General features: G+C 62.2%; 26 protein-coding genes and 1 tRNA gene. 15 read left to right on the plus strand and 12 right to left on the minus strand.

Annotation, left to right across the window (positions count from 1 at the left end; translation table 11 throughout):
* Positions 1-44: 44 nt before the first annotated feature.
* Positions 45-1,019 carry an alpha/beta hydrolase family protein gene (locus B5526_RS35150; protein WP_079545899.1) on the minus strand — a complete coding sequence of 325 codons (975 nt, stop codon included), beginning with the start codon at positions 1,017-1,019 and terminating at the stop codon, positions 45-47.
* A 108-nt stretch (positions 1,020-1,127) separates the two neighbouring features.
* Here B5526_RS35150 and B5526_RS35155 point away from each other — a divergent pair, with 108 nt between their 5' ends.
* Entirely contained in the window at positions 1,128-1,730 is a 603-nt protein-coding gene (locus tag B5526_RS35155; protein WP_172842175.1) for a TetR/AcrR family transcriptional regulator, read from the plus strand.
* 17 nt (positions 1,731-1,747) lie between these two features.
* Here the strand turns inward: B5526_RS35155 and B5526_RS35160 are convergent, their stop codons facing one another.
* On the minus strand, positions 1,748-2,938 hold the full coding sequence (locus tag B5526_RS35160; RefSeq protein ID WP_079544223.1) for a GNAT family N-acetyltransferase: 1,191 nt from the start codon (positions 2,936-2,938) through the stop codon (positions 1,748-1,750).
* 241 nt (positions 2,939-3,179) lie between these two features.
* Between B5526_RS35160 and B5526_RS35165 the strand changes: the two genes are divergently transcribed.
* Positions 3,180-4,238 (plus strand): polysaccharide deacetylase family protein, encoded by a 1,059-nt coding sequence (locus tag B5526_RS35165; RefSeq protein WP_079544224.1) that lies wholly within the window; start codon positions 3,180-3,182, stop codon positions 4,236-4,238.
* A gap of 23 nt (positions 4,239-4,261) precedes the next feature.
* Here B5526_RS35165 and B5526_RS35170 read toward each other — a convergent pair whose 3' ends face one another.
* Positions 4,262-4,468, minus strand: coding sequence for a DUF2842 domain-containing protein (locus tag B5526_RS35170; RefSeq protein WP_079544225.1), 207 nt, complete (start codon positions 4,466-4,468; stop codon positions 4,262-4,264).
* Positions 4,469-4,561: 93 nt separating this feature from the next.
* Between B5526_RS35170 and B5526_RS35175 the strand changes: the two genes are divergently transcribed.
* Complete coding sequence (locus tag B5526_RS35175; RefSeq protein ID WP_079544226.1) at positions 4,562-5,644, plus strand: COX15/CtaA family protein; 1,083 nt, start codon at positions 4,562-4,564, stop codon at positions 5,642-5,644.
* Here the strand turns inward: B5526_RS35175 and B5526_RS35180 are convergent.
* From B5526_RS35180 to B5526_RS35195, 4 genes are all read right to left on the minus strand, one after another.
* Entirely contained in the window at positions 5,641-6,033 is a 393-nt protein-coding gene (locus tag B5526_RS35180) for a hypothetical protein (protein ID WP_154071618.1), read from the minus strand. The two genes, B5526_RS35175 and B5526_RS35180, sit on opposite strands and share 4 nt — an antisense overlap.
* Positions 6,034-6,167: 134 nt before the next feature.
* Positions 6,168-7,448 (minus strand): O-acetylhomoserine aminocarboxypropyltransferase, encoded by a 1,281-nt coding sequence (locus B5526_RS35185; RefSeq protein WP_079544228.1) that lies wholly within the window; start codon positions 7,446-7,448, stop codon positions 6,168-6,170.
* Positions 7,449-7,603: 155 nt separating this feature from the next.
* Positions 7,604-8,188 (minus strand): CoA-binding protein, encoded by a 585-nt coding sequence (locus B5526_RS35190; protein ID WP_079544229.1) that lies wholly within the window; start codon positions 8,186-8,188, stop codon positions 7,604-7,606.
* Between the two features lie 120 nt (positions 8,189-8,308).
* The gene (locus tag B5526_RS35195; RefSeq protein WP_079544230.1) at positions 8,309-9,133 is read right to left on the minus strand and encodes an enoyl-CoA hydratase; all 825 of its coding nucleotides are present in this window, start codon (positions 9,131-9,133) and stop codon (positions 8,309-8,311) included.
* 98 nt (positions 9,134-9,231) lie between these two features.
* Here B5526_RS35195 and B5526_RS35200 point away from each other — a divergent pair, with 98 nt between their 5' ends.
* The 7 genes from B5526_RS35200 (at position 9,232) to B5526_RS35230 (ending at position 13,334) form a co-directional block, all read left to right on the plus strand.
* The gene (locus tag B5526_RS35200) at positions 9,232-9,660 is read left to right on the plus strand and encodes a PaaI family thioesterase (RefSeq protein WP_079544231.1); all 429 of its coding nucleotides are present in this window, start codon (positions 9,232-9,234) and stop codon (positions 9,658-9,660) included.
* Between the two features lie 155 nt (positions 9,661-9,815).
* On the plus strand, positions 9,816-10,280 hold the full coding sequence (gene rplM, locus B5526_RS35205) for a 50S ribosomal protein L13 (protein WP_079544232.1): 465 nt from the start codon (positions 9,816-9,818) through the stop codon (positions 10,278-10,280).
* A gap of 1 nt (position 10,281) precedes the next feature.
* Positions 10,282-10,758 (plus strand): 30S ribosomal protein S9, encoded by a 477-nt coding sequence (rpsI, locus tag B5526_RS35210; protein ID WP_079544233.1) that lies wholly within the window; start codon positions 10,282-10,284, stop codon positions 10,756-10,758.
* 322 nt (positions 10,759-11,080) lie between these two features.
* Positions 11,081-12,304 carry a GGDEF domain-containing protein gene (locus B5526_RS35215; protein ID WP_079544234.1) on the plus strand — a complete coding sequence of 408 codons (1,224 nt, stop codon included), beginning with the start codon at positions 11,081-11,083 and terminating at the stop codon, positions 12,302-12,304.
* Between the two features lie 49 nt (positions 12,305-12,353).
* Complete coding sequence (locus tag B5526_RS35220) at positions 12,354-12,587, plus strand: hypothetical protein (RefSeq protein ID WP_079544235.1); 234 nt, start codon at positions 12,354-12,356, stop codon at positions 12,585-12,587.
* Between the two features lie 110 nt (positions 12,588-12,697).
* Positions 12,698-12,940 (plus strand): GDCCVxC domain-containing (seleno)protein, encoded by a 243-nt coding sequence (locus B5526_RS39320; protein ID WP_079544236.1) that lies wholly within the window; start codon positions 12,698-12,700, stop codon positions 12,938-12,940.
* 91 nt (positions 12,941-13,031) lie between these two features.
* Positions 13,032-13,334, plus strand: coding sequence for an antibiotic biosynthesis monooxygenase family protein (locus B5526_RS35230; protein WP_079544237.1), 303 nt, complete (start codon positions 13,032-13,034; stop codon positions 13,332-13,334).
* Positions 13,335-13,350: 16 nt separating this feature from the next.
* Here the strand turns inward: B5526_RS35230 and B5526_RS35235 are convergent, their stop codons facing one another.
* On the minus strand, positions 13,351-14,478 hold the full coding sequence (locus tag B5526_RS35235; RefSeq protein ID WP_079544238.1) for an AI-2E family transporter: 1,128 nt from the start codon (positions 14,476-14,478) through the stop codon (positions 13,351-13,353).
* A gap of 155 nt (positions 14,479-14,633) precedes the next feature.
* On the opposite strand from B5526_RS35235, the gene B5526_RS35240 reads away from it, so the two are divergent.
* Complete coding sequence (locus B5526_RS35240; RefSeq protein ID WP_079545901.1) at positions 14,634-15,326, plus strand: hypothetical protein; 693 nt, start codon at positions 14,634-14,636, stop codon at positions 15,324-15,326.
* A gap of 94 nt (positions 15,327-15,420) precedes the next feature.
* Positions 15,421-16,194, plus strand: a complete 774-nt coding sequence (locus B5526_RS35245; RefSeq protein ID WP_079545904.1) for a gamma-glutamyl-gamma-aminobutyrate hydrolase family protein — start codon at positions 15,421-15,423, stop codon at positions 16,192-16,194.
* 381 nt (positions 16,195-16,575) lie between these two features.
* Here the strand turns inward: B5526_RS35245 and glnA are convergent, their stop codons facing one another.
* Both glnA and B5526_RS35255 read right to left on the minus strand, forming a co-directional pair.
* Entirely contained in the window at positions 16,576-17,985 is a 1,410-nt protein-coding gene (glnA, locus tag B5526_RS35250) for a type I glutamate--ammonia ligase (RefSeq protein ID WP_079544239.1), read from the minus strand.
* A gap of 133 nt (positions 17,986-18,118) precedes the next feature.
* Positions 18,119-18,457 carry a P-II family nitrogen regulator gene (locus tag B5526_RS35255; RefSeq protein WP_079544240.1) on the minus strand — a complete coding sequence of 113 codons (339 nt, stop codon included), beginning with the start codon at positions 18,455-18,457 and terminating at the stop codon, positions 18,119-18,121.
* 370 nt (positions 18,458-18,827) lie between these two features.
* Between B5526_RS35255 and B5526_RS35260 the strand changes: the two genes are divergently transcribed.
* Entirely contained in the window at positions 18,828-20,327 is a 1,500-nt protein-coding gene (locus tag B5526_RS35260; RefSeq protein ID WP_079544241.1) for an NAD(P)H-hydrate dehydratase, read from the plus strand.
* A 54-nt stretch (positions 20,328-20,381) separates the two neighbouring features.
* On the opposite strand, the gene B5526_RS35265 is transcribed toward B5526_RS35260, so the two are convergent.
* Positions 20,382-21,467, minus strand: coding sequence for an enolase C-terminal domain-like protein (locus B5526_RS35265; protein ID WP_079544242.1), 1,086 nt, complete (start codon positions 21,465-21,467; stop codon positions 20,382-20,384).
* Between the two features lie 10 nt (positions 21,468-21,477).
* On the minus strand, positions 21,478-22,800 hold the full coding sequence (locus B5526_RS35270) for a multicopper oxidase family protein (protein ID WP_079544243.1): 1,323 nt from the start codon (positions 22,798-22,800) through the stop codon (positions 21,478-21,480).
* Between the two features lie 152 nt (positions 22,801-22,952).
* Here B5526_RS35270 and B5526_RS35275 point away from each other — a divergent pair.
* A tRNA-Leu gene (locus tag B5526_RS35275) sits at positions 22,953-23,037 on the plus strand.
* 156 nt (positions 23,038-23,193) lie between these two features.
* Entirely contained in the window at positions 23,194-24,555 is a 1,362-nt protein-coding gene (tig, locus tag B5526_RS35280) for a trigger factor (RefSeq protein WP_079544244.1), read from the plus strand.
* Positions 24,556-24,589: the final 34 nt, after the last annotated feature.

A 24,589-nucleotide genomic window follows, 5' to 3' on the forward strand; every position in this document is an offset into this window, starting at 1 on the left:
CGTTAGAAGCAGCTTCAGGCGACCTTGAGGCTGCTCTGTCCAGTTTAAGGACGCGCCGGCAGCTTCGCCTTAAAGAAAGCCACCACGGCAGGATTGAACTCGCGATGGAACGCCGCGCGGTCGAAGCCCGCGGGATCGCGGCAGATCTCCGGCGCGAATTTTTCGGCCAAGGCAGTGCAGGGCGCCAGGAAGGCGAAATGGCCGGCGTTCGGCACCACGTGATATTCCGGCTTGGTCGACAACCCCTCATAAACATTTTGGGCGTGCCGCGAATGCGGCAGGATCTCGTCGCTGTCGCCTCGCCAAAGCTGGATCGGAGCCTTGATACCCGCGAGTCCTTCGGGCGTGAAAGAATAGCCGATAGCAGGCGCGGCGATTACGGCGGCCGAGATGCGCGGGTCATTCACGAACGCGGCCGGCGCCGCTCGTGCCTCGGTGGGATTTTCCCTTATTTTGCGGCACGCCCATTCGTCGGGATGAGCGGCACAATAGGGGGCGACGCGGTTGAGGTCCGGGGTGCCGCCGACCACCACCAGCGCGGTGAAGCCGCCAGCCGAGAAGCCAAACATTCCGATGCGCGCCGGATCGATCAGATCGCGGTGCGGCCATGACGCCAGCATGTAATCGACCAAAGCCTTGATGTGGCGGGGCCGGTTTTCGACCCGGGTAAACCCGCTATGGTCCCGGTAATTGTCGCCGGTATGGGTGACCGCCGCTACCACAAAGCCCGCTTCGGCAAGCGCGAGCGCGGTATCGTAATGGCCCTCGAACGAGCCGCCGCTGCCATGCGACATGACGATCAGCGGCAAGCCGCGCCCGGAGACCGCTCCGTCGACCGCGACGGTCTGCTGGTAGAGCCCGAGCTGTTGGGACGAGGCGGGCGCCTCGCTCGGATACCAGATGCCGCCTTCGAGTGGCGGATTTTCGGAATCGGGCACGGTCACGCGTTCGAACCCGGCGGCGAGCGCCGGCGCAGCGGCCGATAGGACGGTTACCAGCGCCGCGGCCGCTATTTTCATGGCAGGCTCCATCGGGGGTCAAAGTTGTCACCGCTCACATTGCATTCAAATGTGAGCCGTGTCAACATCGGCCTCATGAATAAGGATTCGCCTTATCACCATGGCGATTTGCGTGCGGCGCTGCTCGGCGCGGCAGCCGTGGAGATCGAGCGCGGCGGCTACGAAAATCTTTCCCTGCGTGAGCTCGCGGCGTCGCTAGGCGTGTCGCGCGCCGCGCCGTACCGGCACTTCGTCGATCGGCGCGCGCTGCTCTCAGCACTCGCCGCCGGGGGCTTTGAAGAACTCGCAGCGATCTATCGCAAGGCGATCGGGACCGGCAAAACACCGCGGACGCGCCTCGCCACCTCGGGGCGCGCCTATCTGGCGTTCGCGGCCGAGCGGCCGCAGCTCTTCCGGCTGATGTTCGCGTCCGATCTCTTCGACGCCGGCCCGCCCGACACGGCCCTGATCAAGGCGGCCGGGGATTGCTATCAGGTTTTCGAGGGGCTCGTCGCAGCGACGCTTGATGACCCCGATGAAAGCGCAATCAAGGCGGCGACCATTGCCCTGATGTCGAGCACCTATGGCTTTGCCTTGCTGCGCATGGGCGATCGGTTCAAGCCGTTCATGGTTGGCCGGTTGACGCAGAGCGACTTGATCGATGCGGTGCTGTCGATGGAGGTCACCGCGTTGCCGCGCGTTGCAGGCGGCAAACACCGCAGGAAAGTGTAGAGGGTTACGTCATCGCTTTAGTGAAACGCACTACGAAGCTTTTGCGCCAAACCCAGCAACGCCTGATTATGCTTGACCAGATATTTGGCGCGGTTGACGCCCGACATCGCCGCTGCCGCGAGCCTTCCCCGCGGGCTGAGCGGGATGAAGCAGTCGAAGATCGGCTCGTCGCTCTTGCAGAAAAACCGTTTGTAATCGTCGGAGCCGACGCCAAAATCGATGGCGCGATAGCCGCGCCTGGCATAGTGGTCGACGATGTCGCGCATCAGGATCAGCCCGGGGCTAAAGCGCGAATTGGCTGACATCGTGTAGGTGTTGAACATCATCGAGAAGCGATGCCCATCGGCGACGCCGGCAAAGATCGCGATCACCTCGTCGTCGCATTCAAGCGCGTGGATGTCGATGATATGACCGCCGCCCGCAAGCTTTGCCATGCAGGCGGTACGAACAAATTCCTCGACGCCGGGGTCGGCGAACACGTTGGGCAATTTCTGCTCCGCCATCCGCAGCGGCTTCATCTGGAAGAACCAGTCGAGCAGGCGCTTGATCTCGGCGTCGGTGGCAGCAGCGCCGTAGCGATAGCCCGGCAGCTTGTGCAGCTTGCGTTCCTTGGCTTTGAGGCGGCGGCGGAACGAATGGCTGATCCGCGCCGTCGGCGGCGCGTCCGGCACGATGATGAGCAGCGGGCAATCGTTGGCGGAGGGTTGGTTCGGCAGCAAGGCCATCGGGTTCGGCACATCCCGCCAGCGCCGCGGCTGCTGACCAAGCGCCAGAACATCGACGCCGGACTGCTCGCGGATCGCCGCAATCAGCGCGTCGAGGTCGACGGCGGTCGCTTCGGCCGCAAAATCCCTGTCCCATAGCGCCATGTTGAAAGTTGCGTGCTTGCCACCCATGAAGCAGGTGGTGCGAACGCCGTATTGCCGCCGCAGCGCGAGCGGCAGCAGCAACAGCGGCCGGCGCTCGGCGTCGTAGGCGATGACGATGAAGGGCAACACTCCCTCGCGCTCTCCGACCTGCCGCTGCCAGGGGCCAAGGAAATCGAAGCGCTGATAGGGCGTGGAGACGTGCTGCTGACGTTCCAGTCCGCGCCAGATCGTCTCGGCACGGCTCAGATCGTGAAAAATATCGATGCCGGCGATGCGGCTTGCTCTCGACCAGGCTGTTGCTTCCGCCGTCCGGCTTTCGATCGCGACAGCCATGGTCATTGCAAAACCTGTCTATAGGGAATTATTTACGTTTTTCGCCCTTGGCCGACCTTTGCAAAGAAATGTCAACAAAGGGTAATGACAATGCAGCCGGGGCGAGGCGGAAATCGTACAGAAGCATTTTCAAGAAAATGCTTCTGGTCAATAACTTGCGCGTATTCTACTCGCAAAACCGGTATCCACCCCCGGATCAAAAGTCCGAGGGCATGCTTTTGCAGAATAGGCGCTAAGAGGCGGGACCTTGCCATCCGACAACCCATTCCTGACACGCCTGCAGCTTGAGCTCGCCTATTTCAGCGGTGTTCCCTGGCTGAGGGGACGGGGAGCCGGCGGCGCCGGCGCCATCCTGCGGTTCGAGCGGGTGCGGCCGCGGCGCCCGACGCGGTTTGAGCCGCTCAGGTCTTGCGAAATCACGCCGAAATTTCTCGATCGAACGATCCGGGCGCTGAAGCGCTGGAAATACGATATCGTCTCCATGGACGAGGTGGTCCGGCGGGCGGTGACGCTCGCCTCGCGAAGGCGGTTTGTCTGCCTGACCTTCGACGGCGGCTACAAGGATGTGATCACATCGGCCTATCCGGTGCTATCGCGGCACGGCGTTCCCTTCACCGTTTACCTGCCGACCGCGTTCCCCGACGGCCTGGGCGAGGCGTGGTGGCTCGCGCTCGAAGCCGTGATCGCCCGCGAAAACCGTCTCAGCCTGGTGATGGATCGCAAGGAGCTGCGTTTCGATATCAGGCAGACTCCAGAAAAATATCAGCTCTACGAATTTCTCGGGGATTGGATGCGCCGGCTTCCGCCGTCAGATCTTTCGGCCGCGATCAAGGACCTCTGCTCGCGATATTCCGTCGACCTGGCGGCGCTGACGCGCCAAGTATCGATGGATTGGGATGATCTGACCAAGCTTGCGGCCGACCCGCTGGTGACGTTCGGAAGTGCGACAGTGAATTATCCCGTGCTGTCGAACCTGAAAAACGCGGTGGCACTACGCGAGTTGACGATGGGCAAGGCGGTCGCGGAAGCCGCGTTCCGCCGCGACGTCAGGCATTTTGCCTATCCGTTCGGCGATCGCGCGGCGTTTCAAAGGCTGCATGTCATGATGGCCGCGGAGGCCGGCTTCACCAGCGCGGCATCGGCGATACCGGGCATCGTCGAGGCGGAAGGCCGCACCAACGTGCACGCGCTTCCGCGCATCGCCTGGGACGGGCGGCAGCGTTCGCTGCGCGTCATGCGCGTGATGCTTTCGGGCTTTACATTTGCGCCGGTGCAGCCCACCCGTACGGCGGCGGCTAGAGCATGATTTCGAAGAAAAGTCATCACGCTCTAGGGATCCGGCCGTGCCATCCAGCTGATGATCGGCATCGCCGGCAGCACCCATCCGATCCCGGCCACGACATAGAAGACCGCCTGCAACAGCCCGGAATTGGCCAGCCACGGCGTCTGCGCCACCGTCATTCCCATCAGCGACCACACCACCACCAGCAACAGCAACGCGATGGTTCCGAAGAATTTGCGGGTGCGGATGGTCATGACGGAAATGTGCGGCTCGCTCGCTAGGCGCGCCTTGCGCGCGGGAAGGGGCGGACTATAAGGTGCGCGGAAATTCAATCAAGCGCAGCCTCGATGACCGCTCTTCTCTTACAACAAAGGCCTGATAACCGCGCTGTCCGCTGGTGGCTGGTGACGATCGTGGTCCTGATTGCGATCATGGCGCTGGTCGGCGCCGCGACGCGTCTCACCGAATCCGGTCTTTCGATTGTCGAGTGGAAGCCGGTTACCGGCGCATTGCCGCCGCTCAATCCTGCGCAATGGAACGAGGCGTTCGAGGCTTACAAGGCCATCCCGCAATACCGCGAACTCAACGCCGGTATGACACTCGGCGAGTTCCAGACGATCTTCTGGTGGGAGTGGACCCATCGGCTGCTCGGGCGGGTGATCGGGGTCGCGTTTCTGCTGCCCTTCCTCTGGTTTCTCTGGCGCGGGGTTTTGCGTGCGGATCTCAGGCTCAGATTATGGCTGATCTTCGGTCTCGGCGCGCTGCAGGGCGTGGTCGGCTGGTGGATGGTGGCATCCGGACTTTCGGAGCGCGTCGAGGTTTCGCACCATCGGCTTGCTACCCATCTGATGCTGGCGCTTTTGATTTTCGCGGGGATTGTCTGGACGCTGCGGCGACTGGTGGACCGGCCTCCGTCACCTGCATCGTTGCGGCTGAAGATCACCAGTGTCGCTCTCTTGGTGCTGACCTTCGTGCAGATTTATCTCGGGGCGCTGCTCGCAGGCCTGCGCGCCGGACGTGTCTACAATACCTGGCCCGAGATCGACGGTGCGTTGATCCCATCCGCTGGCCGGCTGTTCTTCGATGAGCCATGGTGGCGCAATCTGTTCGACAACACACTCACCGTGCAGTTCGAGCATCGTATGGTCGCCTACGCATTGTTTGCACTGGCGATCCTGCATGCAGTCGACGCGGTTCGCTCGCGGGCCGGGGCTGCGGCGAGCGGAGCGTTGTGGCTGGTGGCGGCGGTAACGTTGCAGGCGGTTTTGGGCATTCTGACGCTGCTCCATCAGGTCCCTATCCCGCTGGGTTTGGCGCATCAGGCGGTTGCGATGTCGGTCCTGACGCTTGCGGTGTTTCAGGCCGAGCGATTGGCCGCGCGGCGGGTCGATCCCAAGCCCATCGGCGCGAGCCTGGCAGCCGCGCGCTAGCAATAGCCGTAGACGCCGCAGGCATAGGGCGGGCGATCCCAATAGCTGACATACGGTCCGCCATAATCGGGCTCTTGATATTCGTAGCTGTAAGCCGAACCATAATAGCCTGGGAGCACCGGCGCGCCGACCCATGGGGTAACGTAGGGTACGCCGACGTAAGCCGGCGTGAACACCGCCTCCTCGTAGGCGTAGTATCGGCGGGGGCGATATGAATACGGCGTGTCATACGAGATGGTCGTTCTGAAATTGTAGTGCGGACGCGGCAGGCCCGGGGGCAGGATGACGGATGTCCGGTGCCAGACGTGACGGGGCAGGGGGCGGTCGGCACCCATTGTTGGCGCGCTGACTGCCATCGCGACAAATATTGCCATCGTGAAGCGCAACATCGGCTGCTCCGAAGAATGATTTCGGTACGGCGCCATTATATCGAATGCCGGCGCGGCGCGGCAGCCGTCGGAGGGTCGATCTCGAAATATGGCGAAAGCGCCAGTTCATCCCCATTTCGTCGCCATGCCGGCGGTCACGCGTTCAGCGCCTGCTCCAGATCGGCGATCAAATCTTCCTTGTCCTCGATGCCGATCGATAGCCGCACCACATCGGGGCCCGCGCCCGACTTGATCTTGGCGGCATCGTCGAGCTGGCTGTGGGTGGTCGAAGCCGGGTGAATCACCAGCGAGCGGGTGTCGCCGACATTGGCGAGATGCGAGAACAGTTTCAGGTTCGACACCAGATTGACGCCGGCATCATAGCCGTCCTTGAGGCTGAAGGTGAACACGGCGCCTGCGCCCTTCGGCGCATATTTGCGCGCGAGGTTGTTGTATTTGTCCCCCGACAGCCCGGCGTAATTGACCGAGGCCACCGCGGAATGGCCTGAGAGATACTCGGCGATCGCCTTGGCGTTCTCGCAATGCTTTTGCATGCGTAACGGCAGCGTCTCGATGCCGGTGAGTATCATGAATGCGTTGAACGGCGACAGCGCCGGACCGAGATCGCGCAACCCCAGCACCCGGCAGGCAATCGCAAAGGCGAAATTCCCAAAAGTCTCCTGGATCCTGATGCCGTGATATTCGGGGCGCGGCTCGCTCAGCATCGGATATTTGTTGTCCTTCGACCAGTCGAAGGTACCGGCATCGACGATGATGCCGCCGAGCGAGTTGCCATGGCCGCCCAAAAACTTCGTCAGCGAATGCACGACGATGTCGGCGCCATGGTCGATCGGGCGGATCAGATACGGCGTCGCCAGCGTGTTGTCGACGATCAGCGGCACGCCGGCCTCACGGGCGACGGCTGCGACCGCCTCGATATCGGTGACGCTGCCGGAAGGATTTGCAATCGACTCGATGAAGACTGCCTTGGTGCGCGGCGTGACCGCGTGCCTGAAGCTTTCGATATCGTCAGGATCGGCCCACGCCACGTTCCAGCCAAAGCTCTTGAACGCATGGTTGAACTGGTTGATCGAGCCGCCATAAAGCTTGCGCGCCGCGATCAGTTCGTCGCCGGGCGTCATCAATTGCTGCAGCACGACGACTTGCGCGGCGTGTCCCGAGGCGACCGCCAGCCCGGCGGTGCCGCCTTCGAGCGCGGCCACGCGCTCTTCCAGAACCGCGTTGGTCGGGTTTCCAATGCGGGTATACATATATCCGAACGCCTGCAGCCCGAACAGCGAGGCGGCGTGATCGGCATCGTTGAACACAAACGAGGTGGTCTGGTAGATCGGCGTCGCGCGCGCGCCGGTAGTCGGATCGGGTTGCGCGCCGGCATGCACGGCCAGCGTCGAAAATCCTGGGAGACGATCAGTCATTCATAGCTTCCTGTTTGTCGTATTTTGCAATCGCGCGGGCCGGCATGCTGATGGCGTCGGCCTCCGCCGTCAAGGCGGTGTCGGGTATCAGTCGTGGTTCGCAACGCTCGTGCTTGGCGTTGCCGCATTGTCGAAACAATCGTTTCGCATTTGCGTCACGAAAGGTCGCTCTTGTTTTTCGCGGCGCGGTCGGAAGCCCTGGTTTCGCCGCCACCCAAACTCATCCGGTTCAACGAAAGCCGCATGCCCTGCGTCGGTATCGGCGCGCGCTTGGAGCTGAGCGTCCGCGAATTGACGCCCATCCACGAAATCTCCGAAGACAGCCGGCCATACTCGATCTTCGGGCATCGGTTCATGACGACCTTCAGACCCGCGGCTTCGGCTTTCGCGGCCGCGGCATCGTCGCGCGCACCGAGCTGCATCCAGATCACCTTCGGCAGCGGCGTCATCTTGAGGGCCTCGTCGACCACCGGCATGATGTGGCTGGAGTTCCGGAAGATGTCGATCATGTCGACGGGCCGGCCGATCTCCGCAAGGGAAGCAACGAAGGGTTTTCCGAGCAGGCTCTTGCCGACATGGCCTGGATTGACCGGGATCATGTCATAGCCGCGCTGCGCCAGGTACTTGAAGGCGAAGTAACTCGGCCGCACATTGACCGGCGAGGCGCCGACCATCGCGATCGATTTCACGCCGTTGAGAATTTCGCGGATGTAATCGTCGGCGTAGGCGTCATGGTTCATTTGCGAAATCCTATGTTCCTCATGGTGAGGAGCGCGTCTTCGCGCGTCTCGAACCATGAGGCCACAGCGCGGGCCTCATCCTTCGAGACGCGGCCAAGAGGCCGCTCCTCAGGATGAGGATTATTTATCCTGCCATTTCGGTTCGCGCTTTTCGATGAAGGCGCCGATGCCTTCCTCGGCGTCGCGCGCCATCATGTTCTCGGTCATGACCTCGGCCGCGTAGCGATAGGCATCGGCAAGGCTCATCTCGGCCTGACGGTAGAACGCCTCTTTGCCGAGCTTGACGGTATAGGCGGATTTCAGCGCGACCTTTTGCGCGAGCGTGATCGCAGCGTCCCGTTCGGTGCCGGCGGCGACGACGCGGTTGACGAGGCCGATCGCCTGCGCGGCCGCAGCCGAAACCGACTCTCCCGTGAGCAGCATTTCCATCGCCTGCTTGCGCGGCACATTGCGCGACAGCGCCACCATCGGTGTCGAACAGAACAATCCGATGTCGACGCCGGGCGTAGCAAAACTTGCGGCTTCCGATGCCACGGCAAGATCGCAGCTCGCCACCAACTGGCAGCCGGCGGCGGTGGCGATGCCCTGGACCGCGGCGACGACTGGTTTTGGCAAATGCACGATCGCCTGCATCATCGCGCTGCAGGCATTCATGATTTGCGAAAAATAAGCGCGGCCGCGATCGGCATCAGTGCGGCGGGCGGTGAGTTCCTTCATGTCATGACCGGCAGAGAAGGCCGGGCCGTTGGCGGCGATCACCACCGCGCGCACGCTTGAATCGTCGTGAATTTCCTTGAGCGAGGCGTGCAGCTCGGCGATCAGTTCCTCCGACAGGCTATTGCGGGCGTGCGGCCGATTGAGCGTGAGCACGGCAATGTTGCCGAGCGTCTCGCGCAGCAGGATCGGCGATTGCGGCGTGGTCGCGCGTGCGGTTTGGCTGATCATCGAAAGTTCCACTTGATATTCGCTTGGGCAACTGCGTCATCCTAATGTAACAAGCGGCGCGAGGCGAGGGCAGGCGAAGCGACTTGGCAGAAAGCGACATGGCAATTGCGAAAATGAGCGTGGCTGAACTGGAGGGGTTTCTCCATGACGTGTTTCCGCAAGCCTTTAGCGGCGGTGATATCACCATCGAAAGCGCCGATGGCGCCACCTGTCTGCTCCGCCAGCGCTACAGCGACCAGATGCTGCGTCCGGGCGGCACGGTGTCAGGACCGACGCTGATGGCGCTGGCGGATTTCGCGATGTATGTGGTGCTGCTGTCGGCGATTGGCCCGGTGGGGCTTGCGGTCACGACCAATCTCAACATCAATTTCCTGCGCAAGGGCGCGCCCGGGCAGGATGTGCTTGCGGCGGCCAAACTTTTGAAGCTCGGCAAGCGGCTCGCGGTCGGCGAGGTCAACCTGCTGTCGGGCACGTCGCCCGATCCAATCGCCCATGTCACATCGACCTATTCCATTCCAAATACTTGAGGTTTTTCACGGTAATATCACACCTTAATTGTAAATGATTGTTTTTGCAGACATAATTATCATCGCCGGGCATTGACGCGCGGCGCGGACCTCTCTAGAAAGCCGCGCAGTTCGGCGCTGATGCGCCGCTGTCCCCCTTTCACGGATTTCCTCACATGAAAACGTTTTCGGCAAAGCCTGCCGAGGTGACGAAGAAGTGGGTCTTGATCGACGCCAAAGGCCTGGTGGTCGGTCGGCTCGCTAGCCTGGTCGCGATGCGCCTTCGCGGCAAACACCTCCCGACCTATACCCCGCATGTCGATTGCGGCGACCACGTCATCATCATCAACGCCGCGCATGCGGTGCTGACCGGGCGCAAGCGTGAAAACAAGGTCTATTACAACCACACCGGCTTCATCGGCGGCATCAAGGAGCGCACCGCGAAGTCGATCCTCGAGGGCCGTTTTCCCGAGCGCGTGGTCGAGAAGGCCATCGAGCGCATGATTCCGCGTGGGCCCTTGGGACGCGTGCAGCTCGGCAATTTGCGTGTCTATCCCGGGCCCGAGCATCCGCACGAAGCCCAGCAACCCGAGAAGATCGATATCGCTTCGATGAATCGCAAGAACATGAGGGCCGCATAAGATGTCCGACACCATGCAGTCTCTCGACCAGTTGTCGCAGCTGAAGCCTGTGGCCGCAGAAGCGCCGAAATACGTCAAGAAGGTCGACAAATACGGCCGCGCCTACGCCACCGGCAAGCGCAAAGACGCGGTCGCCCGCGTCTGGATCAAGCCCGGCGCCGGCAAGATCGTCGTCAACACCCGCGAAGTCGAAGTCTATTTCGCCCGTCCGGTGCTGCGCATGATGATCCAGCAGCCGCTGGTCGCTGCCGCCCGCGCCGGCCAGTACGACGTGATCTGCACGGTTGCCGGCGGCGGCCTGTCGGGCCAGGCGGGGGCGGTGCGTCACGGCATCTCGAAGGCGCTGACTTACTTCGAGCCGGACCTGCGGGGCCTGTTGAAAAAGGGCGGCTTCCTGACCCGCGACTCGCGCGTGGTCGAGCGCAAGAAGTACGGCCGCGCCAAGGCGCGCAAGTCGTTCCAGTTCTCGAAGCGCTAACGGCACTCATAAAGTTAGCTGCGAATGCAGCGAAACCAAAACTTCAAAATGGCGCTTGGAGCGCGATCAGCTGCTGATCGCGCTCCAATTGTTTAGTGGCGCCTGATCCGATGACCGAGCCGCTCACACCGTGGCGGATCATGCGCTGGCGCCTTTTTTACTGACCAACTGCCGACGAATTGCGCAGATTTTTCCTGAAAACTTGCGCTCGTATGCAAACGGATTGCCAACGCGGGGCTCCCTAGAGTGCGAGCCGTGGTAACGGCGCGCGGCAACATTTCAAGGACGCGCCGACCCGCTGCATCACAACGCTCGGTGGCCCATGTCGCTCGACACTTCGACGCTTTATCTCGTTGCCGCAATGGTCGCGGCAATGCTGGGAGCCATGCTGCTGTTTTTCGGCAAGCAGGAGAATATCCCGGCATTGCAATGGTGGGGAACCGCCTATCTACTCGGCGCAGCCTCAGTTGCGCTGTGGACGCTGTCCGCCGAAATGCTCGGCCCGTTGCTATCGCTGGCGCTCAACGCCGTCGGCTTTATCGCCTGCGGCATGGTCTGGAACGCATCGCGCGTGTTCCATGGCCGCAAGCCTAACCTGCCGGGACTGGTTTTCGGCGCGATCGCCTGGATCGGCGCCGTCACGACCCTGCCGCCCGACGCCCACGCGCTGCGTCTGACGATCGGCGCGGGTATTGTCGCGATCTATGCGGCGCTGACCGCCACCGAACTATGGTACGAGCGCCGCAGGACCATGCAAAACCGCTGGCCGGCGATCGTGGTGCCGGTGCTGCACGGATTCGTGCTGATGCTGCCGATCCTGCTCGGCGACCTGTTGCACCCGCGTGGCGATCTGTTCGCCAGCAGCATCTGGGTTACGGTATTCTCGATTGAGCTCGTGCTCTATGTGGTCGGTACCGTGTTCGTCATCTTCATGATGGTATCGGAGCGCACGGTGACCGCGCACAAGAACGCGGCGTCGGTGGATCCGTTGACCGGCATGTTCAATCGCCGCGGCTTTGCGGAAGCAACCTCGCGGGTGATCGAGCGCGAAGCCATCGCCGGCCGTCCGGTGACGGTGATGATCTTCGACATCGACCATTTCAAGTCGATAAATGACCGTTTCGGCCATCCGGCGGGCGACGAGATTCTCAAACTGTTCGCGACTGTCGTGGTCAACTCGTTACGCATTACCGACCTCTCGGGGCGCGTCGGCGGCGAGGAGTTTGCAGCGCTTCTGCCCTGTTCGCTGGAGGAAGCCGTGGTGGTGGCCGAACGTGTGCGCGAGGCATTCGAGGGTTCGGGAATTGTCGACGATACCGGACCGGTCGCGACCACCGTTAGCATCGGGGTGGCCGGTGGGCCGGCCGGCACCGAGCTCGAGGTGCTGCTCGCAGCCGCCGATACCGCGCTCTATCAGGCCAAGCGCAACGGCCGCAACCGGGTCGAGGCCGCCGAGGAGCTGCCGCTGTCGCTCGAAAACTGGCGACGCAAGACCGCCGGCAGCATGCGTTCGCCGCAACAGGCGGTGGAGCCGCGGCTTGCTTGAGGGGCAACGGTAACCTCCCGTTTACCATCCTCTCCGTATTATCTTGGCCATGAACATCCGCAATCAGAACGCCCGCGCGGCCTTGATATCGCTCGAAGCCGCAGCGGTGACGGCGCGCAGCGGGTTCGCCTGCATGTTCTCGACCTCTGACGAATACGAGATGGCGCTGATATCGGAGCGCCGCGCGCAGGGCCGCTATGGCCGGCCGCGCAGCCGCTGGCCTGCGGTCATGTTTGTCGGTTGCGCGCTGGTGGTGGCGGGCACGGTATTGTTGCTGAACTGAGTTGCTTCGGAATAGAGCATGCAGGTGCGCCGCGAGGCGCCTTTTTAATTTCTGCTTGTGCCGGGCATGTGACTGGCTTCGATCGAAGGCCGCGTCTATCGTCCTTGGCCATGGAGCGGATCGACCTCTCTCAAAATCCCGCGCGCCAAGCGCCAGAGCTGGAATCGACGTTGACCTGTCCGCATTGCGGTCACCAGGCAACGGAGACCATGCCGACCGACGCCTGCCAGTTCTTCTATGATTGCCGAGGCTGCGGTGAACGGCTGAAGCCGAAGGCCGGCGATTGTTGCGTGTTTTGCTCCTACGGTTCCGTGCCATGCCCCCCGATGCAAGCGGGCAATTGCTGCTCCTAAAGCCCTCGTCATCTTTCGCTGCCTTCACCCTTCAATAATGCGGCGGGTTGCGTTAGAGACGTGAATTCAAAAACGAGAGGCCGGAAACCCCATGATCACCGAAATCGCACAAATCGACGTCAAGCCGGGCACCGAGAAAGATTTTGAAGCCGCCGTCGCCAAGGCGCGCACAGCCTTCGGCCGCGCCAAGGGTTTTCATGGCTTCGAGCTGCATCGCTCGATCGAGAAACCACAGCGTTATCGTCTGATGGTCAAATGGGAGACGCTTGAGAACCACACCGTCGACTTCCGCGGCTCGGAGAATTTTGCGGAGTGGCGTTCCCTGGTCGGGCAGTATTTTGCCGCGCCGCCCGAGGTCGAACATACCCAGACGGTACTGACGTCGGCCGCCTGATCCGCAGTGGACGGTCTCAGGCTGCCACTGCCGCAGGCGGTTCGTCGGCTTTGAAATGATCGATCATGACTTTGACAATCGCGATCAGCGGCAGCGCCAGCGCGATGCCCCAAATGCCGAACACGACGCCGAGCAGGATCTGGAACGCAAACAGCGTGGCGGGCGGAATCTCGAGCGCCTGACGTTGAAGCATTGGCGTAAGAATGTAACTTTCCAGCGCGTGAATACCCAGAAAGAGCACGAACGCGCTGGCCGCGGCGACCCATCCCGACGCCAGGCTCGCGAGTACGACGATTAGTCCGCCGATCAGCGCGCCAACGGTCGGAATGAAGGTGAGCAGTCCAGCCTGGATGCCCAGGATAAAGGAACTCTGTATTCCAATGATCGCAAGTCCGATCCAGGTGACGAGGAAAACCACGAACATCGTGAGGATCTGGGCGATCAGCCAGCGCTCCAGCGTCTCGCCGATACGATCGACGATAATGGTCGCGCGCGCGCGATGTCGCGCCGGTACCATGAACAACAGCCCTTTGCGATAGACGCTTGGCTGTGCCGCGAAGGTCAGCCCGAGAAACAGCACGATAAAGAAATTGCCGACCGCGCTCACGGTACCCAGCAGCAATTTGAAGGTCTGGCTGACAATGGCGCCGCCGCTAGAGGCAAGCGCGCCGGCGCTCGGAAGATTATGGGTTGGCGCGGCGCCGGGAGTGGCCGATGCCGAGGAAGCCGCCGATGCCGCGCCGGCATTGCCGATGTCGAAATAGCTGGTGTCGATGCCGTTTCGCTCCAGGAAAGCTTTGACGCCGACCAGTTGCGACTTGATGGTGTCGCTCAGCGCGGTGGCCTGTTGCGCGATGGTGGCGCCGCCGAGATAGACCACGCCCGACAACAACCCTGCGAGCACCAGGCAGACGATGGTCAGCCGCAGCGCATGCGGCAATTTGACGACGCGGCCGAGCATTTCGGTCATGGCGTTGAGCGCGACAGCGAGCAGCATGCCGGCGAAGATCAAAAACAACGTCGCGGCGAAATACCAGGTGAACAGCAACAGGGCGGTGAACAAGACGACGCCGACGCCGCCGACCGATATCGCCCATGCCAGATCGCCGCGGGCCTGGTGCTGATCGTCAGCCGATACTGCCACGTTGATTCCTTTTCATGCCAATTCCTGGAAACACTCTTTCGCCAAATGCGCACGGGATCAAGCGGCGATGCCGCGCCGGTTTGACGCTGGCGCGATGGTTGTGCAAAGCGATGAACGCAAACGGGGTCGCGGGGCGGGCGAGGGGAGCCGATAACATGAATTTCAAATGGCTCGGGCCGCTCGCGCTGTTGGCTGCGCTGGTGATCGGCGATCAGGTCAGGATCAACCGGCCGGGTCACAAATACCGCCTGACCGTCGCGGTGGAGACGCCTGACGGTGTCAAATCCGCCTCCGGGGTCCTGGCGGTTCATCCCGACCGGGGTTATAGCCGCAGCGGCCACACGACCACCAAGGGCGATGCCGTGTTCGTCGACCTCGGCGGCGGCAGGAATCTCGTGGCGCTGCTCGCGCATCTCGACAAGACGATCGATCTCGATGCCGTGAATTATGTGGCGCTGCGCGCCTATAAGGCGGCCGGTCAAAATGTGTCGTTCAACGAGATGAGCCGGATGACCGGCGCCGTGCCGGTCACCGGCGAGTTGATCCCGATCCTCGTGGCTTTCACCGACCCGAACAACCCGGCCACCGCCCGCACGGTGCCCCCGGATGATCCGGAAGCTGTGCTCGGCAAGGGATTTCACCTTCATGCCGTTTCTGCCGAGGTGGTGCCGAACGGCATATGGCCGCTGGATTTCGGCGGCGCGCTTGGGGAGCCCGTGACGCGCGGGATCGAGGCCAAATTGCCGTGGCTAGGCGCGACCGCTGCCCCCGCGGCGACAGCGCTTCAGGCGGCGGGCGTGCCGGCCGGTACGGCGATCGATCCCAGGGAGGCGTTCACGCGAAAATAGCATTACCGCTGTGCGGTGTAACATGTTGATCCGGCGGCGCCAGGCAGGCATGATCGGCATGAACCTTTTGCGACGCGGGATTGGATTCGAGGCGATGAGGAGGCCGGTGGTCGGTGTGATCGGGAATGCCTATCGCATCGAAAATCGATTTGCGACGCAAATGGTCGGAGAACGAAATCTTCGCGCGGTCGCCGAAGTCTCCGGCGCGCTGCCGCTGATGTTTGCCGCCGCCCCCGAAATCACCGATATCGGCGCGTTATTGGACGTGGTCGATGGCGTGGTGCTGACCGGTGCCCGCGCCAATGTGCACCCGACGCGCTTTGGTTGCGAACCGGATCCCAAGCACGAACCCTATGATCTTCATCGCGACGATCTGGCGCTGGCGTTATCGGAAGCCTGCGTCGCCCGCGGCATCCCGCTGTTCGGCATCTGCCGCGGCCTGCAGGAGATGAACGTCGCCTTCGGCGGCTCGCTGCATCCCGAAATCCGCGAACTGCCCGGCCGCATGAACCATCGGATGCCGCGGCTGGAGAACGGTGAAATCCACCCCGATCCCACCGTCATCTTCGCCGACCGCCACGAGGTCACCCTCGTTCCGGACGGCGCGTTCGCGAAGATCCTCGGCTGCAACACCATCCGCGTCAATTCGCTGCACGGCCAGGGCATCCTGGAGCCGGGCAAGCGGGTCGTGGTCGAGGGCGTCGCCGAGGACGGCACCATCGAGGCGATCAGGATCGCGGACGCTCCAAACTTCGCGCTCGGCGTACAGTGGCACGCCGAGTACGATCCGCAGCGCAATCCCATCAACCGCGCGCTGTTTCAGGCCTTTGGCGAGGCGCTGTCGGCGGGCATGCGCCAGGCTTCCTGACGCCTCATTCCCTGCAACAAGTAAGAGGCGCTCCTTTCGGAGCGCCTCGCGCGTGAGTCCCCAGGGAAGTATGAAGCCGAAAAGCCCGGCAAGTTCTGACACGGCCCATACAGCGATCAACAGGAGCCATGTTGCTGTGCGAAGCGTGTTGAAGCTTCCATCGTAAATCGTGAATCCGATATGGAAGTATAACGCCAGATAAAACGTCGCCATCAACGCCACGACAGAGGCTGATCCTGGAAGGATCAACCCATTGATTAGAACGACCGCCACAAGGAACAGGCCCGCATCCCTTGTCAGCGATCGATCCATCGGATCATTCAAAGCTTGCCGCGCTCCAGCTGTGAGCCCTCACTTAACAAGAGAGACCACAAACGAAAATCACAGCGAATAGTACATCTCGAATTCGACCGGATGCGGCGTCATCTCGAAGCGCTCGACCTCGGTCATCTTCAACTCGATATAGCTGTCGATGAAGTCGTCGTCGAACACGCCGCCGTTTTTCAGGAAAGCACGGTCCTTGTCGAGATTTTCGAGCGCCTCGCGCAGCGAACCGCACACCGTCGGGATCGACTTGAGCTCTTCCTTCGGCAGGTCGTAGAGGTCCTTGTCCATCGCTGGACCCGGATCGAGCTTGTTCTTGATGCCGTCGAGGCCGGCCATCAGCATCGCAGCAAAGCCGAGATATGGATTGGCCATCGGATCGGGGAAACGCACTTCGACGCGCTTGGCCTTCGGATTGCTGGTGTAGGGAATGCGGCAGGCGGCCGAACGGTTGCGGGCGGAGTAGGCGAGCAGCACCGGCGCTTCATAGCCCGGAACCAGCCGCTTGTACGAGTTGGTGGAGGGGTTGGTAAAGGCGTTGATCGCCTTGGCGTGCTTGATGACGCCGGCGATGTAGGACAGGCAGGTCTCCGAGAGATCGGCGTATTTGTTGCCGGCGAAGACCGGCTTGCCTTCCTTCCAGATCGACTGGTGGCAGTGCATGCCGGAGCCGTTGTCGCCATAGACCGGCTTCGGCATGAAGGTGGCGGTCTTGCCGTAGATATGGGCGACCTGATGGATGCAGTATTTGTAGATCTGCATCTGGTCGGCCATCAGCGTCAACGTGTCGAACTTCATGCCGAGTTCGTGCTGGGCGGAGGCCACTTCGTGGTGATGCTTCTCGACCTTGACGCCCATCTTGGCCATCGCGCCGAGCATTTCCGAGCGCATGTCCTGCACCGAATCCTGCGGCGGAACGGGGAAATAGCCAGCCTTGGTGCGGATGCGGTGGCCGAGATTGCCGCCCTCATATTCGGTATCCGAATTGATAGGCAGTTCGGAAGAATCCAGCTTGAATCCGGTGTTGTAGGGTGTGGTCTGGAAGCGGACGTCGTCGAACACGAAGAATTCGGCTTCCGGTCCGAAGAAAACCGTATCGCCAACGCCCATCGACTTGACCATCGCTTCGGCCTTCTTGGCCATGCTGCGCGGGTCGCGGTTGTAGGGCTCGCCGGTGGTCGGCTCGAGCACGTCGCAGGTGATGATCATGGTGGTCTCGGCGAAGAACGGATCGATCGTCGCGGTGACCGGATCGGGCATCAGGCACATGTCGGATTCGTTGATGGCCTTCCAGCCGGCGATCGACGAGCCGTCGAACATGAGGCCCTCGGCGAAAGCCTCGTCGTCGATCAAGCCGATGTCGAAGGTCACATGCTGCCACTTGCCGCGCGGATCGGTGAAACGCAGGTCGACGTATTTCACGTCGTTGTCCTTGATTGATTTCAGGACGTCTTTGGCGGTCTTCATGAATACCCCTTTGCATTTACGAGTCGTCGCGATCTGGCCAACGGCCAGTGACCGCGGGTTCAGCGACCGCGGGTACTGCTCAATACAATTGCGGAGTGCTCAATACAATATCAGAGAATCGGCAAAATCCGGCTCAGATGGCATCCAGTCCGGATTCGCCGGTCCTGATGCGAATGGCTTCTTCGATGTTGGACACGAAGATCTTGCCGTCGCCGATACGTCCGGTCTGGGCCGCGCGCCTGATCGCCTCGATCGCCTTTTCGACCAGATCTTCCGAGATCACGATCTCGATCTTCACCTTGGGCAGAAAGTCCACGATGTATTCAGCGCCGCGATAGAGTTCGGCATGACCCTTTTGCCGTCCGAAACCCTTGGCTTCGGTGACGGTAATTCCTTGCAGCCCAACTTCCTGGAGCGCTTCCTTCACCTCGTCGAGCTTGAATGGCTTGATGATGGCTTCGATCTTCTTCACTGAACGCCTCCCGGGCATTTTCATATTCTAGACAGCAGGTTTGCTTCTCAGTTGCGCTGACGTCACGCAGGTTGTTCGATCGTTTTGTCCTGCCTAGCTGCCAGGGACACCCCAAGATTCGCCATTGAGCACGATCATCCAGAGCCGGCCTCCTCAAAAGCAGGGTCTATGCCAAGTTTGTTAAGATGTCTGATTCCGGAATGTTATCAGCCTTTTAACGGGCGTTCGCTGGAGGGTGGACCAAACACCCTACAGTACCCAAGCCTGCGAAATAGGCAAATAGATCAATCGATATGCAATCGACGAATATTCGGCATTCGCATGGCATGGGAAATGCCTCAGGATAAGGCGCTCGTACCGGGGATTTGGCATGGAAGTTCTCACCACGGCTGAGATGGAGCGCGCCGACCGGCTCACCATTGCCGCGGGCACGCCCGGCTTCGCGCTGATGCTTAGCGCGGGCCAGGCGGTCGCCGAGGCAGCGATGGATCTTGTCGAGGAGGGGCCGATCGTGGTGGTGGCCGGCCGCGGCAACAATGGCGGCGATGGCTTTGTCGCTGCGGCCGAACTCGCCGCCCGCGGCCGCGAGGTTTCGATCATCCTGTTGTGCGAGCGCGACAGCCTGCAGGGCGACGCGGCATCCGCGGCACGGGGCTGGAAATACCCGGTAAAGCCGTTCAACCCGCAGGCCATCGGCAAACCCGCGCTGATCATCGATGCGCTGTTCGGCGCCGGTCTCAACCGGCCCGTCAAGGGCAAGCCGTACGACATGATCGAGGCGATCAACGCAAACGGTGCACCGGTTCTCGCCGTCGACCTGCCGAGCGGCATCAACGGCGACACCGGGGCGGTGATGGGTATCGCCGTCCGCGCCACCGAAACCGTCACCTTCTTCCGGCGCAAGCCGGGCCATCTGTTGTTGTCCGGCAAGATCTATTGCGGCCGGGTTCGCGTGGCCGATATTGGGATCGATCCGCGCGTGCTGGAGGAAATACAGCCGAAGACGTTCGAGAACGTTCCGCAGTTCTGGCGCAACTCTTTTCCGGTGCCGCGGATCGACGGCCATAAATACGCCCGCGGCCATGTCATCGTCGTTTCCGGCGAAACCGCTTCGACCGGTGCAGCGCGGATGTCGGCGCGCGGCGCACTTCGGGCTGGTGCTGGGCTGGTTACGGTGGCCTCGCCCCGCGATGCGCTTGTCGTCAACGCCACCGCACTAACCGCGGTGATGGTTCGCCCGATCGATACTGTGGTTGAATTTGCCGAACTATGGACCGACAGGCGTCTCAACACCTGCGTGATCGGGCCGGGCGCCGGCGTCGGCGAGCGGACGCGCGATTTTGTCCTGACCGCGCTGTCGGCAAAGCGCAACCTCGTGGTCGATGCGGATGCGCTGACGAGTTTTGCAGCAGCCCCCGACCGGCTATTCGAGGCAATTAAAGCTTCAAACGATCCACAGGTTGTCCTCACCCCGCATGAGGGCGAATTCCCGCGGCTGTTCAGCGACATCAGCAACAAACATCCACTTCGCTCGAAGCTTGAACGGGTCCGCGCAGCGGCCGAGCGCTCCGGCGCCGTGGTCCTGCTCAAGGGACCGGATACGGTGGTGGCATCGCCTGATGGGCGCGCCACCATCGCCTACAACGCGCCCCCCTGGCTCGCGACCGCCGGCGCCGGCGACGTGCTGGCGGGGATCATCGCGGGGCTTTTGGCGCAAGGTGTCGCGGCGTTCGGGGCCGCGTCCATCGGGGTCTGGATGCATGGCGAGGCCGCCCGCGAAGCAGGCCCCGGTTTGATTGCGGAAGACCTGCCCGAGACATTGCCCGCGGTGCACCGTCGCCTCTATGACGAGTTCGGCATCGAATATTGAGCGCACCCTGGACTTCAGAATCGAGGCGATGCTTCGTCACCAGCCGGCAGCGGCTTAGTGCACGATGTATTTCGCGACCGCCGCTTCGTCCCATGACAGCCCGAGGCCGTGCCCGCGCGCGGTAACGGTGCCGTCGACGATTTCGATGGGCTCTATCAGGATGGCGCGGGCGAGGTCGAGAATCTCAAGCCAATGCGCGGTTGGCGTAACCGCCAGCATGTGGGCGCTAGCCTCGGCAAACAGATGGCTCGACATCGGGGTTGAGGCGGCTTCCGCCTGGCCCGCGACGCGGAGCCAGCCGGTGACGCCGCCGACCTTCATCAGGTCGGGCATGATGAAGTCGCTCGCGCCTGCTGCAATCGCTTCCGCAAAGCCGCGCGGGAACCACCAGTTCTCGCCGGATTGTATCGATATCGCAGATGTTGCCCGTACCTGCGCGTGTCCTCTGAGGTTTTCGGCCGGCACCGGCTCCTCGATCCAGTGCAAATCATAGGGCGCCAGCCGCGCAATGCGGCGGCTCGCCTCGGATGGATCAAGCGACTGGTTGAAATCCAGCATCAACGCAATGTCGGGACCGACAAGGCCGCGCACCGCCTTGACGACGCGCTCGTCATTATTGAGATCCCCGTCGCCGCCTTTGATCTTGATGCCGCGAAAACCCTGATCGAGCGAGCGGCGCAGGGCTTTCTCGTCGGCGATTGGATCGACCGCGCCGTAACTGTCATAGGCCCGGATCGGCCGCGGCGATCCGCCGAGCAATTTTGCAAGCGGCTGACCCGCCGCCTGTCCGAGCGCGTCCCAGAACGCCATGTCCAATCCCGACACTGCCATGCCGACCAGGCCTTGCCAGCCAAGCAACCTGAATTTGGCATCCATCAGCGCCATCAGATCAAACGGCGCGATCGCCTTGCCGGCGAGTTCGCTGCCGATATCGGTGATCAATCGCACCAGCGGAGCGAGCGTCAGCTTGGTGTAGGCAAAGATGTAAGCGCGCCCGGTAATACCCTGATCGGTCGCGACATCGATCAGCACCAATGGCGCGGAGCGGATGATGCCGAAGGCGTTTTTTACGGGGCGCGAAATCGGCGCATCGACGGCGCGCGCCGCGACGCTTCGAATGGTGAGATCGGCCTTGCTCATGTTTGTTTCCTCATTCGACATTGTACCATCGCAAGACGCGCGGCGCCGCCCAGTCGGTCGAGGCGGCCTCGATTAGCCAGCGCCCGGCATATTCGGCCAAGAACGCGATGCGCTGGGTCTGCCCGCTGTCGATCGCCAGCGTATCCAGCCAGAAGGGCTTCCAGCCGTCGTCGAGCCGGTCCAATAGCCTGAAATGGTGGCCATGGAGGTGGAAGACGGTCGGCTTATCGGCGCGATTGGCGAGCGCCAGCACCACGGTACGGCCGGTCCTGGCGTGGAACGCTGGCGCGGAGGATGGGGCAAAATTCGCGGGGGTCATCCAGTCGGCCTGCGGTCCACCCAGCGACAACTCGAAGCGGAGCGCGTTTTTGAGCTCGAGCTGCGCCGGCAGGCCGTTGGAAGGCAGTGGGGGTGCCTCAGGCAACGCCGTGTCCCGGATCGGCGGTTCCTTGGAGGCAACGAGCCGGGCGATTGGGCGGGCCTCCTTGCCGTCGTGCAGCAGGATCGATGACGCCCCGCCCGCCGGCACGGTCGCGTCGACGAACGCGTCAGTTCTGGCGCCCGGCGCGAGCACCACCGCGCCGTTGCGCGCGGGGAACGGCTCCGCCGGCTGTCCGTCGAGGGCCATGATTCGGACTTCATGCCCCTCTATTTTGATAGCAATGACATTACGTTGGCAGCCATTGATCAACCGGATCCTCAACCGCTCATGGGAACGGACCGGGATATCGAGGCTCGCTAGGCCATTGATGGTGTAGATGGTCGCCGCATCCTTTGGATCGATGCCGGGGGCGATGGCGGTTCCGTCCGGCCGCAGGCGCCAGTCTTCGATCAAAAGCACCTCATCGCGGTCCACGCTGACGGCCTCGGTCTCCCCAACCACCATTGCCCGCGCGCGCGACGGCCGGGCCGGGCTATCCCCGAGAAGCCGCAGGTCGCACAGCAGGGTGCCGGCATGACGCATTGGAACGACGAGTGTTTCCTTCGCTCCCGGCAACAGGGGCGTGCGCGCCAAAAGCGGTTCGGCAGCCGGAACGCCGTTGATCCCGTGCCAATTGAGTACGGCGGGTACCGGAAGGTCGTTGAGCAACGTAACCTCGAGCGCATCGCCTCGTTTGAAGCGTGGATCAGGACCTGGCGCCGTTCCTTGGAGCAACCATATCGGGGTTTCCGACGCTCCCGGCCGCAAACCGATTGCACCGGCCTTGGCCTGCAGAGCCAGCGGCGGACGCCCCCCGGGGGCGGCGATCCCCGGCAAGGCCGGACAGAGCAGCGCAAGCCCCAATCCGGCCACAAGCTCGCGTCGGTCGAGCCGAATTATGCGGTCTGCCATGACCGATGCGGACCACTTTCCGGTTGTGATGTCCAGTCGCCGCAGGTACTTCCCGGAAGGCTCCAAAATGACCATTTTTTTGCTGCGGAGGGGCGGGCCCATGTTATAAGCCCGCCGCCCGCGGCATCGCCGCCGGACAGGATGCTATTCACGCGGGCGTGGCGGAACTGGTAGACGCGCTGGATTTAGGTTCCAGTGACGAAAGTTGTGGGGGTTCGAGTCCCTCCGCCCGCACCAAGCGCTGACAGCGTTTGCATGAGGAATTCTGGAGGACCTGTTTCCGATATGGAGGGTCCGCCAAAACACCGGCGCAGGCCGCAAGGCCGCGCCTCGACAAACTGACAAAATGTCCGCGCCGTTTGGGCCGGACGAAAGCGGAAGAAGATTGACGCCATGCAGGTCACAGAAACCCTCGCCCAGGGATTGAAGCACGAATTCCAGATCAGCGTTCCCGCATCGGATCTCGATGCCAAGGCCGGCGCCCGTCTGGTGGACCTCAAGGACAAGGTCCGCCTCAACGGCTTTCGTCCGGGCAAGGTGCCGGTCAGCCACCTCAAGAAGGTCTATGGCCGCTCGGTGATGGCGGAGACCATCGATCAGACCATCCGCGACACCAATTCGCAGATCTTCACCGAGCGCGGCTTTCGCCTGGCGACCGAACCCAAGATCACGATGCCGACCGAGCAGAAGGCCGTGGAAGACATCCTCGCCGGTAAATCCGATCTCACCTACACGGTTTCGATCGAGGTGGTGCCCGCGATTGCGCTCGCCGATTTCAAGAGTTTTACGGTTGAGAAGCCGGTTGCCGAAGTGACCGAGGCCGACCTCGATGAGGCCATCAAGCGCATCGCCGAGCAGAATCGCAGCTTTGCCGCGAAGGGCGACGGCGCGCGGGCCGAAAACGGCGACCGGGTCACGATCTCGTTCAAGGGCACCATCGACGGCACGCCGTTCGACGGCGGTACCGGGGAGAACATCCAGGTCACGATCGGCTCTAACACCTTTATTCCCGGTTTCGAGGAACAACTGCTCGGCATCGCAGCAGGCGAAACCCGCACCTTGAAAGTCTCGTTTCCGAAGAACTATGCCAGCGAGAAGCTCGCCGGCCAGCCGGCCGAATTCGAGACCACTGCGACCCTGATCGAGGCGCCGCAGGAAGCCAAGATCGATGACGAGTTCGCCAAGGCGCTCGGCCTCGAATCGCTCGACAAGCTGAAGGAAGCCATGCGCGAACGGCTCACGGCCGAATTCGCCGGCGCCACCCGCCAACGCGTCAAGCGCATGCTGCTCGATCGTCTCGACGAGAGCCACAAATTCGAGGCGCCGCCGTCGCTGGTCGAGGAAGAATTCAATCTGATGTGGAACTCGATCAAGGCCGAGATGGAGTCGAGCGGCAAGACGTTTGCCGATGAAGACACCACCGAAGAGGCCGCCAAGGAAGAGTACCACACCATCGCCGACCGCCGCGTCCGTCTCGGCCTCGTGCTTTCCGAGATCGGCGAGAAGAACAAGATCACGGTCACCGACGATGAGGTCAGCCGCGCGGTGATCGAGCGCGCGCGCCAGATGCCGGGACGCGAGAAGGAGGTCTGGGACTACTATCGCAACAACGCCAATGCGCTGGCCCAGCTTCGTGCGCCGATCTATGAGGACAAGGTGGTCGATTTCATCCTCGAACTCGCCAACGTCGCCGAGAAGAAGGTGACCCGCGAGGAACTCTATAAGGACGACGAGGCGGAGAAGAGCGCCGCCTGATCGATGGCGTCAGGCGGGCGTTAAGGTTGAGACG

Origin of the sequence: Bradyrhizobium lablabi, assembly GCF_900141755.1 — a bacterium.
Lineage (GTDB): Bacteria > Pseudomonadota > Alphaproteobacteria > Rhizobiales > Xanthobacteraceae > Bradyrhizobium > Bradyrhizobium lablabi_A.

What these genes read in the sequence shown, in the direction of transcription:
- B5526_RS35150 (WP_079545899.1), bottom strand. Translation starts at nt 1,019, where the DNA reads ATGAAAATAGCGGCCGCGGCGCTGGTAACCGTCCTATCGGCCGCTGCG.
- B5526_RS35160 (WP_079544223.1), bottom strand. Translation starts at nt 2,938, where the DNA reads ATGACCATGGCTGTCGCGATCGAAAGCCGGACGGCGGAAGCAACAGCC.
- B5526_RS35170 (WP_079544225.1), bottom strand. Translation starts at nt 4,468, where the DNA reads ATGACCATCCGCACCCGCAAATTCTTCGGAACCATCGCGTTGCTGTTG.
- B5526_RS35175 (WP_079544226.1), top strand. Translation starts at nt 4,562, where the DNA reads ATGACCGCTCTTCTCTTACAACAAAGGCCTGATAACCGCGCTGTCCGC.
- B5526_RS35180 (WP_154071618.1), bottom strand. Translation starts at nt 6,033, where the DNA reads ATGTTGCGCTTCACGATGGCAATATTTGTCGCGATGGCAGTCAGCGCG.
- B5526_RS35185 (WP_079544228.1), bottom strand. Translation starts at nt 7,448, where the DNA reads ATGACTGATCGTCTCCCAGGATTTTCGACGCTGGCCGTGCATGCCGGC.
- B5526_RS35190 (WP_079544229.1), bottom strand. Translation starts at nt 8,188, where the DNA reads ATGAACCATGACGCCTACGCCGACGATTACATCCGCGAAATTCTCAAC.
- B5526_RS35195 (WP_079544230.1), bottom strand. Translation starts at nt 9,133, where the DNA reads ATGATCAGCCAAACCGCACGCGCGACCACGCCGCAATCGCCGATCCTG.
- B5526_RS35200 (WP_079544231.1), top strand. Translation starts at nt 9,232, where the DNA reads ATGGCAATTGCGAAAATGAGCGTGGCTGAACTGGAGGGGTTTCTCCAT.
- rplM (WP_079544232.1), top strand. Translation starts at nt 9,816, where the DNA reads ATGAAAACGTTTTCGGCAAAGCCTGCCGAGGTGACGAAGAAGTGGGTC.
- rpsI (WP_079544233.1), top strand. Translation starts at nt 10,282, where the DNA reads ATGTCCGACACCATGCAGTCTCTCGACCAGTTGTCGCAGCTGAAGCCT.
- B5526_RS35215 (WP_079544234.1), top strand. Translation starts at nt 11,081, where the DNA reads ATGTCGCTCGACACTTCGACGCTTTATCTCGTTGCCGCAATGGTCGCG.
- B5526_RS35220 (WP_079544235.1), top strand. Translation starts at nt 12,354, where the DNA reads ATGAACATCCGCAATCAGAACGCCCGCGCGGCCTTGATATCGCTCGAA.
- B5526_RS39320 (WP_079544236.1), top strand. Translation starts at nt 12,698, where the DNA reads ATGGAGCGGATCGACCTCTCTCAAAATCCCGCGCGCCAAGCGCCAGAG.
- B5526_RS35230 (WP_079544237.1), top strand. Translation starts at nt 13,032, where the DNA reads ATGATCACCGAAATCGCACAAATCGACGTCAAGCCGGGCACCGAGAAA.
- B5526_RS35240 (WP_079545901.1), top strand. Translation starts at nt 14,634, where the DNA reads ATGAATTTCAAATGGCTCGGGCCGCTCGCGCTGTTGGCTGCGCTGGTG.
- B5526_RS35245 (WP_079545904.1), top strand. Translation starts at nt 15,421, where the DNA reads ATGAGGAGGCCGGTGGTCGGTGTGATCGGGAATGCCTATCGCATCGAA.
- glnA (WP_079544239.1), bottom strand. Translation starts at nt 17,985, where the DNA reads ATGAAGACCGCCAAAGACGTCCTGAAATCAATCAAGGACAACGACGTG.
- B5526_RS35260 (WP_079544241.1), top strand. Translation starts at nt 18,828, where the DNA reads ATGGAAGTTCTCACCACGGCTGAGATGGAGCGCGCCGACCGGCTCACC.
- B5526_RS35265 (WP_079544242.1), bottom strand. Translation starts at nt 21,467, where the DNA reads ATGAGCAAGGCCGATCTCACCATTCGAAGCGTCGCGGCGCGCGCCGTC.
- B5526_RS35270 (WP_079544243.1), bottom strand. Translation starts at nt 22,800, where the DNA reads ATGGCAGACCGCATAATTCGGCTCGACCGACGCGAGCTTGTGGCCGGA.
- tig (WP_079544244.1), top strand. Translation starts at nt 23,194, where the DNA reads ATGCAGGTCACAGAAACCCTCGCCCAGGGATTGAAGCACGAATTCCAG.